The sequence below is a fragment of the Phytohabitans sp. LJ34 genome, from assembly GCF_052068095.1.
In the GTDB taxonomy this organism is placed as follows: Bacteria; Actinomycetota; Actinomycetes; order Mycobacteriales; family Micromonosporaceae; genus Phytohabitans.
Genome location: NZ_JBQHDG010000033.1, coordinates 46159 through 59353, shown reverse-complemented (window position 1 = coordinate 59353; position 13195 = coordinate 46159). Strand labels below are relative to the sequence as shown.

Below are 13195 nucleotides of genomic sequence, written 5' to 3'. Positions count from 1 at the left end.
ATGCATGGCCGGGATGAAGTGGTTTTGGCGCGCGGTGTGCGCGCCACAGTGCTCCGACGCGTGCCAGACCAACTGCCCGGGGTGCTACGCAATGTCGGAGGAGTGGGAGCAGCAGGGGATCGTCACGCCGGTCACCGGCAAGCAGGCCCCCAAGTTCCGCTGGAGCAAGGTCGGCGAGCTGTGGTCCTGCTGGTCGAAGAGCGCGTCGGCCCGCATGCTGGCCAGGCTCGACCCCCGCAGCTGGGGCCGCCGGCGGGCGAGCTCCACCGTCAACGCCACCGCGTCGGCCGGATGTGGCTGCCACGGTGACAGCGCCATACCCTCCGTCGACGTAGGGATCAAGCTGACCACACGGGCCGACGCCCTCCGCGGCGGCGTGCAGCAGCACTACGACGCCCACGCGAAGAGCGTTCGCGCCGGTGCCGACGGCTGCTGCGGCGGTAGCACCGCTGCCGGGCTGCCCGAGGAGGTCAGCTGCGTCACCGACTACGCCGAGGGCGACCTACAGCAGGTTCCGATGGACGCGATCGTCGCGTCGCTCGGCTGTGGCAACCCGTTCGACCGGGCCGGCTTGTCGGCCGGCGAGGTCGTTCTGGACCTCGGTTCGGGCGGTGGCCTCGACGCGATCGTGGCGGCCCGCCGGGTCGGGGCCGAGGGGCATGTCTTCGGTCTGGACATGTCGGACGAGATGATCGCGTTGGCGCGAGCCAACACCGCGAAGGCCGGCCTGACCAATGTGGCCTTCCTCAAGGGCGACATGGAGTCCATTCCACTGCCGCGCGGGTCGGTCGACGTGATCATCAGCAACTGCGTGGTGAACCTCGTGCCCGACAAGGCGCGGGCGCTCGCCGAGGCGTACCGGGTGCTCCGTCCTGGTGGGCGGCTAGCGATCTCGGACATCGTGACCCGGCTACCTGTACCGGCCGAGATGCGAGACGACCTGAGCGCGTGGGCCGCCTGCATCGGCGGCGCGCTGACCGTCGACGAGTACCGCGAGCGGCTCACCGCGGCGGGATTCGTCGACATCGAGGTGGACCGCGAACGGGAGTACACGGCGCGGGACGCCGAGCTCGGCGGGGTCGCGCCCATCCTCGAGCGGGCGGGGCTCGCGGACGCGCTGGCGCTCGGCTTCGCCAACACCAGCGTCCGAGCCCGCCGGCCGGGCGTCGCGGACCAGGCCGAGAAGGTCCTGGTTCCGTCGTCGTCGGCATCCACCGACTGACGGCATCTGCCGTTCAGAAGAGGGGAAGGAAGGTATGACAACAACCCAAGAACGCGAGACGGTGGCGCCGGCGGTATCGCCGGAGGAGATCGCCGCCCGGCGGCTCCAGGCCGATCCGGCGGACCGGGTCATTTTCCGCGTCGCCGGCCTCTACGGGGTGTCCACCCACAGCGCACCGTTCCCGATCAGCAAGACGGAGAGCATCGACTCCGGTGTCGTCTCGATCACCCTCGATCCCGAGTCCGGCGCATCCGGCAACGTCGGGATCATGGACTTCGAGAAGCGGTATCTGCGCGTCCGTTACAACGTGCACGCCGTGTTCCCGGCGCTGCATGAGCTGGTCATGTCCGGAAAGCACGACCTGAGCCTGCTCGGACCCGTGCGCGCGACCGCGACCGACGAGTGCGCGGTCACCGAGGACTACAGCGGCTGGCGCGCCCTCGGGTGCATGGACTTCCTGCCCGGCTCCATCTGGGCCGGCGCCTCCGGTGGTTGAGACGGCCGCATAACCTCCAGTTTGGAGGACACGCTTCTCGGCCTTCGTGAGGGTCGGGCCGTCCATGTCGGATACGACACAACCTTCTTGATCAATTGGCCGCAACATCTCGGCGGCGGATCCATCAACCTTTCCCTCGAAGGCGCCATGGTGCTCATTCCCGAGCTCGGCAGCCGGTGAGGAGATTCGGCGCGCACGGAAACGGGCGGGACCACGTCGGTTCCGCCCGTCGCGCGACCGCGACCACCACGACCGCGAGGAGCGGATCATGTCCTATCTGCGCAACCAACCGCCCGGATTCGTCTTCCTGGCCCATCCCCGTGACGCCCAGGACCTCCACCACGTCCGAGGCAGCTCCGTGGTTGCGCAGCACAGTGCCACCGAAGAAGAGTTCCAAGAGAAGATGCTCTCGCTCCCACCGACGATCACCGGCGAGGTCACCTTCGGGTTCGATGTCCTCCGCGGGGAGTTCCTCGTCGTCCTCTGCCTCCCGGACACCATCCTCTACTCCCAGGGCCGCGAGCAGATCGATCAGGCGGTCCAGGTGGCACAGTCCCGTGGCGCACGGGTCATCGGGCTGGGGGCGCTTACGGCGCCGGCCACCCGCGGCGGCCTGACCCTGGTGCCGAAGCTTCCCCGGGGTATGACCGTGACCACCGGCAACGCCTACACCGCGGCGGTCGCGCGGCGCAACGTGGTCGAGGCCAGCGAAGTCCTGGCAACTGGTGAGGGCGCCACCGTCGCGGTCGTCGGTTGCACCGGTTCGGTCGGAGTGGCTGCCTCGCGGCTGCTCGACCGGGAAGGCTTCCGGCTGGTGCTCGTCGGGCGTAGTCAGACCCGCGTCCGCAAGGAACTGGCCGATCTCGTGCCCCGGGCGACGGTATCCGGATCCATCGCCGACGTCGGGCAAGCGGACATCATCCTGCTCCTCACCGGGGACCCCTCCGCATACGTCACGCCTGACCTGGTCAAGCCCGGCGCGATCGTCCTGGACCTCGCCCACCCGCTGAACATCCAGAAGGAGGACTACCCGCGCTTCGAACAGCGCGATGTGCGGGTCGCCCAGGGCGGCCTGGTGAACATCCCGGGCTATCACCTCACCACCGACCTGCGCTTGCCGGACCGGCACAGCGCCCTGGCATGCCTGGCCGAGACCTACCTGTTCGCCAAGGAGGGCATCACCGAGCACTCCGTCGGCCAGGCATCAGTGGACTTCGCCATCGAGATGGAGGCCGTCGCCGCGCGCCACGGCGTCCGCACCAGGCCGCTCAACCTCGACGCCACCGTGGGTGCGGCAGGATGAGCGTGAACGACGATCGGACCATCAGCGGACGCTTCGGCGTCGCCATCGCGGCGGGCGTACCCGTTCTCGTCCTGGTATCGATGGGACCAGTGGCCGCACTCGTCGGCAACGCCTCGATCGTGGTGTGGCTGGTGTCGGCGGTGATCGGTTTACTGATGGCCGTCATCTTCGCCGAGCTCGCCGGCGGCTACTCCCGTGTCAACGGGGGCGTGGCCGTGCTTGCCGCCGAGGTCCTTCAGCCGCGCAGCCGTGCCCTGGCCCGCGTCGCGCAGTGGAGCTACTGGTTCGGCTGGAGCCCAGCCCTGGCGATCAACGGGCTGCTCGTCGGTGCATACGTGCAGCGGATCGCCTTCCCCGACGGGCCCGCCTGGACCGCCGCTCTCGTCGCCGGCCTGGTCCTGACCATGAGCGCGACAGTCAACCACTTCGGCATGCAGGTCGGCGCGCGGTTGCAGGTCGTCCTGGTCGCCTGCGTGGTCGCCGTGGTCGGTCTGTTGTTCTTCGGCGCGCTTGCCAAGGGCAACATGAACGTCGACAATCTGCACCCGTTCGCGCCGCCGGACGGGTGGCTCTCGAGCGCGGGGGTGCTGGGCTTCGCTGGCGGGCTCTTCATCGCTGGCTGGAGCGCGTACGGCTCGGAGCTCGCGCTGTCCTACGCGACGCGCTACCGCAGCGGCGTGATGCAGGCCATCCGGGTGCTGGTGGTGGTGGCCCTGGTCAGCGTCTTCGCGTTCGGCGTCATACCGTTCCTGCTTCTCACGGTCGTGGGACCAGAAGGGCTGCGCGCCGATCCTGCCGATGCCTTCCTGATGCTCAGCGAACGGTCGACCGACGTGGGCGCCAACGTGGTGCTCGGGGTGTTGGTTCTCGCTTTGGTGCTCGGTCTCAACATGATCGCCCTGGCCTCGTCATGGACGCTGCACCAGATGAGCGCCCGTGGCGACGCGTGGCCGGCGTTGGGACGGCTCAACCGGCACGGGATGCCGGCGCAGGCGTTGCGCTTCGACGTCGGAGTCAACCTGCTGCTGATCGCCGTGCTGACCGCCCTCGCCCGCGGCAACACGGCGCAGGTGCCGATCGCCCTGCTGGCCGCGGCGAACGTCGGCTACTTCATCAGCATGACGTTGGCGCTGGCGGCCGCCTGGCTGAACCACCGACGTCCGGTGCGCCGCGGGCTGCTGCGGCTGCGCACCGGCCTGGCGCGGTTGGGGCCCGCGATCGCCGGACTGAACATCCTCATGCTCGCCTCCGCCGCCTGGGCGTGGGGCTGGCAGAACATCGCCGTCGGGACATTGATGCTTGGCGGCATCGTGGGGCTCGGCGCGATCGCGCGCCGCGGGCGGCGAACGACGGCGCCGACCGATGTCACGATGCCGGCCTGCTGGGGCCGAGCCGAGGCGGCCACCGCTCCTCGGCAGCCCGGAATCCGATACTCGCGGGAGAGAGGTGGCGATAGCCATGACAGCGCGGGGCCGCATCGTGTCGACGCCCGGAAACAACTTCGTTCTGGAGCAGTTGTCTGACCGGGAGGTCCAGTCCGGGCAGGGACGGACGTTTGTGTTGGAACAGTTGACCGACCGAGAGTTGCAGGTCCTCGGACTGGTCGCGGCGGGTCGCCGCAACCGAGAGATCGCCGAGGTGCTCAACGTCACGATCAAGACAGTGGAGTTTCACCTGAGCAACATCCTGGGGAAGCTGAACGCCCAATCACGCACCGAGGCGGTAACGCGCGCCTGGCAGGTGGGCATGCTCCGCCTCAACGCCTCCTGAGCCGGGCGGTTGCCATGCCGAAAACGAACCCCGCCGCCGGCCGCCAGAGCCTCGATCCGAGGCGTGCGGTGCCAGCAACCGACACGCTGCTCAACGACCCCCGCCTCGCTTCCGCTACCGAACGGCTCGGACCAGCCGCGGTGCGCCGGGCCATCGCCACCGCTCAGGATCTGGCCCGCCGTGGGCAGATCAGTGCCGCGCAGGTGGCCGGTGCCGCTGTGGCTGCGCTGCCGTGCCGCGCCACCACGCTCCGGCCGGTCGTGAACGCCACCGGCGTGCTGGTTCACACCAACCTCGGCCGTGCTGTCCTGTCGCCGGCCGCGCGCGCCGCGGTCGAGGTGGCATGCGGCGCCACCGACATCGAGTACGACCTCTCCACGGGCCTTCGGAGTCGGCGGGCGGCCGGCCTCACGGCAGCGCTCGCGGAGGCGGTCCCCGCGGCCGAGGACGTGCATGTGGTGAACAACAACGCCGCTGCCCTGGTGCTCGTCGCGACCGCGCTCGCCCGCGGCAGCGAGATCATCATCAGCCGGGGCGAACTCGTCGAGATCGGCGATGGGTTCCGAATCCCCGAGCTGCTGCGGTGCACCGGCGCCCGGCTTCGCGAGGTCGGTACCACCAACCGCACGTCGTTGCAGGACTATCGCGACGTCATCGGACCGGCGACGGCGTTTATCCTCAAGGTGCATCCGTCGAACTTCCGTGTCGACGGCTTCACCCGGGACGTCGGGGTCGGCGAACTCGCGGCGCTCGACGTTCCCGTCGTCTACGACATCGGCTCCGGACTCCTCAACCGCGAGCCGCTTCTCCCCGACGAACCGGACGCTGACAGCGCGCTGCGTATGGGCGCGGCACTCGTCACCGCCAGTGGTGACAAGCTGCTAGGCGGTCCGCAGGCCGGCCTCCTGCTCGGCAAGCGCGAGCTGGTCACACAGCTGCGCCGGCATACTTTGGCGCGGGCACTCCGGCTGGACAAGCTCACCGCTGCGGCACTGGAGGCGACGCTGCGCGGACCGGCGCCGCCCACCGTGGCCTCGCTCCGTGCGCCGGTGAAGCAGTTGTGCCGCCGGGCCGATGCGATGGTCTCGCGGTTGGCCAGCCACGGCATCGACGCACAGGTCATAGAGAGCTGGTCCGTCGTCGGTGGCGGCGGCGCCCCGGGTGTGCGGTTGCCGAGCCGTGCGGTGAGCCTGGACGACCGGCTGGCGGCGCCGTTGCGCCGGTCGGATCCGGCGGTGGTGGGGCACCTCGAGCAGGGACGACTCCTGCTCGACATGCGGTCCATCCCGGAGGATCTCGACGACACGGTCGGCAGTGCCGTCATCGCCGCGGCGCTGAGCAACGGGAGCCACTGATGCACGTCCTCGCGACTGCCGGACACGTCGACCACGGAAAGTCCACTCTGATCCGCACCCTGACCGGGATGGAGCCGGACCGGCTCGCCGAGGAACGCGATCGCGGCCTGACCATCGAGCTGGGGTTCGCATGGCTGACACTTCCCTCGGGCCGGCAGGTCGCGTTCGTGGACGTCCCCGGCCACGAGCGGTTCCTGGGAACGATGCTCGCGGGCGTGGGCCCGGTGCCGGCAGTACTGTTCGCGGTCGCGGCGGATGAGGGCTGGATGCCGCAGTCCGAGGAACACCTGGCGGCCTTGGACGCTCTCGGCGTCCAACATGGACTGCTCGTCGTGACGCGCAGCGACCTGGCGGACCCGGCTCCGGTGCTCGCGGCCGCCCAGCAACGCATCGGCGAGTCCAGCCTCGGCAAAGTGCCGGCGGTGGCGGTCAGCGCGACGACCGGAGCCGGACTGCCAGAGTTGGTTGCCGCCATCGACGAGGTCACATCCGACCTACCGGCTCCAGACCTGACCGCGCCTGTGCGCTTGTGGCTGGACCGCGCCTTCTCCATCCGGGGCAGCGGCGTCGTGGTGACCGGCACACTCGGCGCCGGCACGATCAAACTCGGTGACGAGCTGGAGCTCTCACCTACCCGACACCGGGTACAGGTCCGCGGACTCCAGACATTGGAACAGCCCGCACGGTTGGTCGGATCGGTCGCGCGGGTCGCCGTCAACCTACGTGGCGCGGAACGATCAGCGATCTCGCGGGGAATGGCGCTCTTGACGCCAGGGCAATGGTCCCTGCCAGATGCGATCGACGTGCGCCTCGATCAGCCCGAATACGCGGAGGCGACGGACTGGGACATGCCCGGTGCCGCCGTGCTGCACATGGGCTCCGGCCGGACTGTCGCACGGATCAGGCCGCTCGCCCGCGATCAGCGACGGCTGGCCGCCCGGTTGACCCTGCGAGACAGGTTGCCGCTCCACATCGGTGATCGCGCCGTCCTGCGCGACGCGGGACAGGCCCGCGGGGAGACCCGGATCTTGGCCCGGGTGACCGTGCTCGACGTACGGCCGCCGGTGCTTCGGCGGCGCGGCGACGCCGCCAACCGTGGCACGCGGATGCTGGCCCTGGCGGACATCCCCGACGGCGCGGTCGTCCTGGCCCAACACGGCGTGCTGCGGAAAGCCGACTTCACGATGATGGGTGTGGCACCGCCCGACGTTCCGGCGGTGGGGGAGTGGCTGCTCCATGCGGGCCGTCGCGGCGAGCTGGGTGAGCAGCTGGTGTCGCTGGTCACCGAATACGCCGAAGCCCATCCGCTCGAGAGGGGCATGCCGCTCGACGCGGCCCGGCGCGCGCTGTGCCTTCCCGACCGGCGGCTGGTGGCGGCGCTCATGCCGCCGCCGCTGCGCCTGGTGGAAGGCCGGATCCGCACCGCGGACCAGGCCCAAGTACTGCCGGAGCCGCTCGCCAGCGCCGTACGCGCGGTCGTCACCGAGCTCACCAAGTCGCCTTTCCGCGCGCCGGAGCAGCAGGAGCTGGCCGCGCGTCGCCTGGATCGCAAAGGACTCGCGGCCGCCGAACGCGCGGGCCAACTCCTCCGGATCGCCGACGGGATAGTGTTGGCTCCCGGTGCCGACCGGGAGGCGGCCAAGATTCTGGCCACACTCCCGCAGCCCTTTTCCGCGTCGGATGCGCGGCAGGCCCTGGACACCACTCGCCGGGTCATCATCCCGCTGCTGGAGCTACTCGACCGCGAGGGGTACACCGAACGCGTCGATGCAAACCAGCGTCGCTGCCGCCTGCCGGACTGATCGCTGTCGTCTCGTCAGCGCGCCGCGGCGGCCAAGACAGTGTGTGCCGCCCGACGCGCCTGGGAGGGCATCTGTGGCAGCCGTCCCGTGACCGCGGGTTGAAAACCGACGAACGCCAAGCCCGGCGCCCCTGCGCACGGGCCGCCGTCGCCCCGGATCAGTCGACCCTGCCGATCGAACACGTCCAGTTCGGCGGCGAGCTTCTCCACCCGACTGCGGTAGCCGGTCGCCGCCAGCACCATGTCGGGCCGCACCACGCTGCCGTCGACGAGGTGTACGGCCGTGGCCGTGAAGCGGTCGACGGCGGGCAGCAGGCTCACACGTCCGGCCCGCAAGGCGGGCACGATGCCGTCCGCCACGACTGGCTCTGTCCCGTGCCGATGCAGCGCGGTGCCGAGGCCGGCGGCTGGTCGTGGCAGCGGGTCGGGCCAGGTCGACCCGAGCATGCGATGAGTCAGCGCGCCGGCGGCGTCCAACAGCCACCGCGGTGCATGCCTGGTGGCGGGCAGCGGGGTGAGGGGGTACGGCCCGAGCTGTCGCGGGAAGAGGTTCGTGCAGGAGCGGACGGACAGGTCGACCCGCGCCGCGCCGCCCTCAGCCAACAGCAGGGCGATCTCTAGCCCGCTCGCTCCGCCGCCGATCACCAGGACGTGCTGACCCTGGTGCGGGGCTGGGTCGCGGTAGGCGGCGGCGTGCGCGAAAGCGCCGTCGTACCGGTCAAGTCCGGGCCATGGCGGGACTACCGGGCGATCGAACGGTCCCGATGCGACGACAACCGCCGCCGCGGCCAACTCACCCTTGGACGTGTGCAACCGCCACCGGCGGGAGTCGCTACCGTGCCCGGGAACGATCCGCTCGACGTCGACCTGGGTTTCGACGTCGAGGTGATGAAGGTCCGCGTAGTGCTCCAGATAGGAGATGTAGTCGTCGCGCGAGACCCAGCGGCCAGCCCGTCGCGGGATCCCATACCCGGGCAGGCAGGAAAGCCAGCGGACGGTGTTGAGCCGAAGCCCGTCGTACCGGCCTCGCCAGTTGGCCCCGACGGCCTCGCCGCGCTCGAGGAGTGTGGCCCGCACACCGCGCCGCCGCAGGACGGCCGCGACCGCCAACCCGGCTGGCCCCGCGCCGACGACGACGATTTTGGACATCTCAGGACCGCCGACCTTGGAGCATGACGAACGGCCGGTAGTCCACACCGGATAGCGGCTCCGCGCGCACCAGCTCGTATCCCGCGTTGTTGAAGAGCTCTTCGAATTCGTCGATCGTCCGCTCTCGGCCGCTGACGGTCAGCAGCGAGTTGATGTCGATGAGATGGGCCACCGGGTCGTGCGGTGGCCCGTCCGGCAAGACGCCTTCGAAAGCGACGAGCGTGCTGGCCGGAAGTGCCGCCATGTAGCAACTGTCCAGAAGCCACGAGGCGGAGTCGTCGTCGCAGTCGTGCAGCACTCCCTTGAGGACGTACAGGTCTCCTCCCGGGGGCACCTTCTGGAGAAAGTCGCCGCCGACCACCGTGACGCGGTCGCTGAGACCTACTGCATCGATCATGGTCCGCGCTCGGTCGGCAACCGGCGGTCGGTCGAAGAGCACTCCCGTGGCGTTTGGCGTGGACCGGAGCAGCGCGGACAGCAGGCGGCCACGGCTGTCGCCGATGGCGACGATCCGTCGGTGCTTATCGAGGTCCACTGTGCGCCGCAGCGCGGGCAGGATGACCTCCTCGATGTCCACGAGCCGTTCCGACGTGGCCAAGCGTCCTTCGGGATGCGTGTCCCGGTACTCCCACGCGTTCATCCCGAGGACGTCCGGTGCTACCGCTCGGTTCTTGATCACAGATTCGGCGAGATGTGCCGCGGTCCGCCAATGGATTGGTTCGCTGGCCGCGACTGCGATTTCCCGCAGCGAGTGAGGTCCTCGGCGGAGGCAGTCGCTGAGCGAATTGATCGCGAATGTCTCGCCGGCCAGCTCATCGAGTAGCCCGAGGCTCGCGGCGGCGCGGAGCAGGCGCAGCATGCCGACTTGATCGGCACCGGTCACTTGCGCCAGCTGAGCCGCGGTACCGGGCCCCGGGGCTAGATGATCGGCGATGCCGAATCGGGCGATCGTCGCGACGACAGCGGTGACGTGGTGACCCAGGATCATTTGCAGCACCGCACGAATGGGTGCTCCGGCCGGCGAGCTGTTGTGCTGTCCGGCTATGTCGCTGCCCATGTTGGGACGCTATCCTGTTCCGCAGATAGTAAACCTAGGGTTTTACCGGGTCCGCTTCATATTCAGTGGTGTACATCAATTCGAAAATAGTGTGATAAGGATATTCTTGCGGTTTGGCGGATGCGCGCCAGCGGCGGTGGCCGGGCGGGCCGTCATCTACGTTGAGTGCTGAGGCCCAGCCCTACAGTGGTGTCATAGTAGGACATAGCGGATAGTCCGTCGCGCGCCTTACGGACTTGCGTGTTACCTTAGGCTAACCTTCTGCCGGTTGCTGTTGGCACAAGAAACACCTTCCATGACGAATGTTAGCAATGGGCCGCGTGGTGGTCTTAAGGTACTTCGTCACAATCCAACAGTGCGATCTTGGGTGTCGAACGGGTGTCGAAATGATTGAAGGTTCGCTATAGTTGTTAACCGGTCGCGTGCACGGGGGAGGCTTATTGTGCGCAGACGTGAGACAGATTCGCGGCGCTCGTCGGGGCCTCAGGGCGACCGGCGAAATAGCAGTCCCGCGTCGCCTCCCGGCGCCAGACCGTCACGACCCGAGGCGCTAGCCGACTCCAGCCTGGTGACCGACTCGTTCCTGCGACCCACCTACACCTTGGAGCAGATCCGCACCTTCCTCGCCGTGGCGTCGCGTGAGCATGTCACCCACGCCGCGCAGGTTCTGCGCTTGAGCCAGCCCGCCGTCACCCAGCAGGTCCAGCTGCTGGAGCGTGCGCTCGGCATCCGATTGCTGGAGCGGGTCGGCCGCAACGTGCGGCTGACGACCGCGGGCGTGGAGGTCGCTGGCGTTTGTCTCCTCGTCATGCGCGCGCTGGAAAATCTCGAGAAGGTCGTGCAGGGGCTGCGCGGCCTCGATCGCGGCTCACTCACCATCGGCGCCAGCGAGCTGGCTGCCAGCTTCTACCTTCCCGCGGTGCTCAGCCAGTTCGCCGCGACCCATCCCGGCATCACGGTGGGCGTCGTCGTCGCCGCGGGCGAGGAGGTGTGCGCGGACGTCGCGGCGGGAAACCTCGAATGCGGCCTGGTCGATGGGGCACACGAAGCCCATCCCAACCTCGTACGGACCGAGGTGGACTCGACCGAGGTGGTGCTTGTGTCGCACCCGCGCCACCCGTTCGCCACCAAAGCCAAGTGCTCACGAGACGTGCTTCGCGCGACGCGATACCTGGTCTGGGAGGCGGGTTCGACCACCGAGGCCCTTGTCGAGGAGACGCTCGGCGACCACTACGGGATCGCCGCGCAGATGTTCGTAGGCAGCATGGAGGCCGCGCGTCGCTCGGTGCTCAGCTCACCCAACTTCCTGACGGCGTTGCCGTCGGTCGCGGTCGCCGGCGACCTCGCGTCGGGTGCGCTGGTGGCGCTACGGCAGGAGTGCGGCCGGCTACCGGTGTACGCAGTACGTCGACAGGGACCGGACAACCCTGGCGTCGAGGCGGCCTGGCAGATGTTGATCCGCGCCGGTGGTGACCCGTCATGAGGACTCATACGCAAATCTGTGCGACCCGACCTGCCTGCATCTCGATCCGGCACGTCTGGAGCGAGGCGACCTCCTCGTCGCGGTGACTGGACATGACGACGGTGGCGCCCTGCTGCACCAGGTCCTTGATCGCCGTCAGTACGATCCTGGCCGAACCGTCGTCCAGGTGAGCGGTCGGCTCGTCGAGAATCAACAGCTGCGGCTGCGGGGCCAACGCCCGGGCAAGTGCGACTCGTTGACGCTCCCCGCCGGAAAGCGCGTGCGGAAACGAACCGTGTTTGTCGTCGAGACCGAAACGGTCGAGCCATGACCGCGCCTCGCGGCGGGCTTCCGAGCGCGATACTCCTGACCGCCGGACGCCAGCCGCCACGTTGTCCACAGCGGACAGACTCTCGAACAAAGCCAGCTCCTGCTGCACGGTGCCGGTGCGCCGCCACGCCAACTCGGCCTCGCGGCGACTCCGTCCCGGCATCCACGACCCGAGCGCCCAAACGCGACCGGCAGACGGTGGGCAGAGCCCGTTGATAGCGCGCAAGAGGGTCGTCTTTCCGGCGCCGCTCGGGCCCGCGAGCACCACCCACTCCCCGTTGCAGCAGTTGAACGTCACATCCTGTACGAGGGTCACCTCGCCGACGCAGACGCTGAGGTCGCAGCAGCGGACATTTACACAGCGGTCATCCATTGGGCCAAACCTCGATCTTTCCTTGGCGGGGGACGGGTGCCGTCGATGACGGGCCGAACCAGCGGTCGTAGATCTTGTCGTACTCGCCGGAGGCGGCGATGTCCTGCAATGCCAGGTTTACCGCGTCGCGCAGTGTCGAGTCGTTCTTGCGCATGGCGATGCCGTCGAGCTTGACGCCGGTGCCGCCGGGCACTTGGAGTACGGCGAGGCCGGGCTCGTTGCGGGCGTAGCTCGCGAGTACCTCGTAGTCCTCTGTCCATCCGGCGATCGCGCCTTGCTTCACCGCGACGAGGGCGGCCCGCTTGTCGCCGAATTCTTCGATCTCCGGCTCGGCGGACACGCCGTTGCGCTTGAGCCAGGCCTTCCAGTTTCCGATGGAACTGCTGCCGCGGCTGGCCCCGACGCGCTTGCCCACCAGGTCCTGATAGGACTTGGCCCTGTCCTTCCGGACCACGAACGTCTGCACCGAGTAGAAGTAGGTCTGGCTGAAGTCGACCTGGGCTCCGCGCTTCCTGGTCTTGCTGATGCTCGCGACGGAAAGGTCGACCTTGCCGTTGTGCAGGAAGCTGATCCGGGTGAGCTCGTCGACCTTCACCATCTCGAGCTTGACCCCCCACCGCTTGGCGATGGCGGTGGCGATGTCGTTGTCGAAGCCCACCCATCTGCCCTGCTCGTCGTACGAGCTGTGGGGCGGGTTGTCGACCCGGCTGCCGACGCGGAGAACACCGCGGGACTTGATCTCGTCCAGCAGGGATGTCCCCGAGCCGGAGTTCGCCTTCCCCGTGTCCGCGCATCCCGTGCCGCCGACCACCAGCCCAGGAAGGAGCAGGAGGGTGGCCGCCAACAGACCCGTCTTGGTTCGGGGTATTCCTCTCAT

At 68.8% G+C, this 13195-nt stretch carries 12 protein-coding genes; 8 read left to right on the top strand and 4 right to left on the bottom strand.

Annotated features, from left to right (window positions below):
- Positions 1-91: 91 nt before the first annotated feature.
- The 7 genes from arsM to selB all read left to right on the top strand — a co-directional run bounded on the left by arsM (position 92) and on the right by selB (position 7948).
- Positions 92-1222, top strand: coding sequence for an arsenite methyltransferase (gene arsM / locus ACTMTJ_RS41160; protein ID WP_441224192.1), 1131 nt, complete (start codon positions 92-94; stop codon positions 1220-1222).
- A gap of 34 nt (positions 1223-1256) precedes the next feature.
- Complete coding sequence (locus ACTMTJ_RS41155; protein WP_441224191.1) at positions 1257-1718, top strand: hypothetical protein; 462 nt, start codon at positions 1257-1259, stop codon at positions 1716-1718.
- Between the two features lie 268 nt (positions 1719-1986).
- Positions 1987-3021: a hypothetical protein gene (locus ACTMTJ_RS41150; protein WP_441224190.1), complete on the top strand. Its 1035-nt coding sequence runs from the start codon at positions 1987-1989 to the stop codon at positions 3019-3021.
- Entirely contained in the window at positions 3018-4544 is a 1527-nt protein-coding gene (locus ACTMTJ_RS41145) for an APC family permease (RefSeq protein ID WP_441224189.1), read from the top strand. The genes ACTMTJ_RS41150 and ACTMTJ_RS41145 overlap by 4 nt, the downstream gene beginning before the upstream one ends.
- A gap of 34 nt (positions 4545-4578) precedes the next feature.
- Complete coding sequence (locus ACTMTJ_RS41140; protein WP_441224188.1) at positions 4579-4791, top strand: response regulator transcription factor; 213 nt, start codon at positions 4579-4581, stop codon at positions 4789-4791.
- A gap of 14 nt (positions 4792-4805) precedes the next feature.
- Positions 4806-6146, top strand: coding sequence for an L-seryl-tRNA(Sec) selenium transferase (gene selA / locus ACTMTJ_RS41135; protein WP_441224187.1), 1341 nt, complete (start codon positions 4806-4808; stop codon positions 6144-6146).
- The gene (gene selB / locus ACTMTJ_RS41130) at positions 6146-7948 is read left to right on the top strand and encodes a selenocysteine-specific translation elongation factor (RefSeq protein WP_441224186.1); all 1803 of its coding nucleotides are present in this window, start codon (positions 6146-6148) and stop codon (positions 7946-7948) included. The genes selA and selB overlap by 1 nt, the downstream gene beginning before the upstream one ends.
- Positions 7949-7962: 14 nt before the next feature.
- On the opposite strand, the gene ACTMTJ_RS41125 is transcribed toward selB, so the two are convergent.
- Entirely contained in the window at positions 7963-9096 is a 1134-nt protein-coding gene (locus tag ACTMTJ_RS41125; RefSeq protein ID WP_441224185.1) for a flavin-containing monooxygenase, read from the bottom strand.
- A 1-nt stretch (position 9097) separates the two neighbouring features.
- Complete coding sequence (locus ACTMTJ_RS41120; RefSeq protein WP_441224184.1) at positions 9098-10153, bottom strand: methyltransferase; 1056 nt, start codon at positions 10151-10153, stop codon at positions 9098-9100.
- Positions 10154-10721: 568 nt separating this feature from the next.
- On the opposite strand from ACTMTJ_RS41120, the gene ACTMTJ_RS41115 reads away from it, so the two are divergent.
- A complete protein-coding gene (locus tag ACTMTJ_RS41115) occupies positions 10722-11636 on the top strand; it encodes a LysR family transcriptional regulator (RefSeq protein WP_441224183.1) in 915 nt (304 codons plus the stop codon).
- A 4-nt stretch (positions 11637-11640) separates the two neighbouring features.
- On the opposite strand, the gene ACTMTJ_RS41110 is transcribed toward ACTMTJ_RS41115, so the two are convergent.
- Entirely contained in the window at positions 11641-12318 is a 678-nt protein-coding gene (locus ACTMTJ_RS41110; RefSeq protein WP_441224182.1) for an ABC transporter ATP-binding protein, read from the bottom strand.
- The gene (locus ACTMTJ_RS41105) at positions 12311-13195 is read right to left on the bottom strand and encodes a transporter substrate-binding domain-containing protein (protein ID WP_441224181.1); all 885 of its coding nucleotides are present in this window, start codon (positions 13193-13195) and stop codon (positions 12311-12313) included. Before ACTMTJ_RS41105 ends, ACTMTJ_RS41110 begins: the two co-directional genes overlap by 8 nt.

What these genes read in the sequence shown, in the direction of transcription:
- ACTMTJ_RS41145 (WP_441224189.1), top strand. Translation starts at nt 3,018, where the DNA reads ATGAGCGTGAACGACGATCGGACCATCAGCGGACGCTTCGGCGTCGCC.
- arsM (WP_441224192.1), top strand. Translation starts at nt 92, where the DNA reads ATGTCGGAGGAGTGGGAGCAGCAGGGGATCGTCACGCCGGTCACCGGC.
- selA (WP_441224187.1), top strand. Translation starts at nt 4,806, where the DNA reads ATGCCGAAAACGAACCCCGCCGCCGGCCGCCAGAGCCTCGATCCGAGG.
- ACTMTJ_RS41110 (WP_441224182.1), bottom strand. Translation starts at nt 12,318, where the DNA reads ATGGATGACCGCTGTGTAAATGTCCGCTGCTGCGACCTCAGCGTCTGC.
- selB (WP_441224186.1), top strand. Translation starts at nt 6,146, where the DNA reads ATGCACGTCCTCGCGACTGCCGGACACGTCGACCACGGAAAGTCCACT.
- ACTMTJ_RS41120 (WP_441224184.1), bottom strand. Translation starts at nt 10,153, where the DNA reads ATGGGCAGCGACATAGCCGGACAGCACAACAGCTCGCCGGCCGGAGCA.
- ACTMTJ_RS41155 (WP_441224191.1), top strand. Translation starts at nt 1,257, where the DNA reads ATGACAACAACCCAAGAACGCGAGACGGTGGCGCCGGCGGTATCGCCG.
- ACTMTJ_RS41150 (WP_441224190.1), top strand. Translation starts at nt 1,987, where the DNA reads ATGTCCTATCTGCGCAACCAACCGCCCGGATTCGTCTTCCTGGCCCAT.
- ACTMTJ_RS41125 (WP_441224185.1), bottom strand. Translation starts at nt 9,096, where the DNA reads ATGTCCAAAATCGTCGTCGTCGGCGCGGGGCCAGCCGGGTTGGCGGTC.
- ACTMTJ_RS41105 (WP_441224181.1), bottom strand. Translation starts at nt 13,195, where the DNA reads ATGAGAGGAATACCCCGAACCAAGACGGGTCTGTTGGCGGCCACCCTC.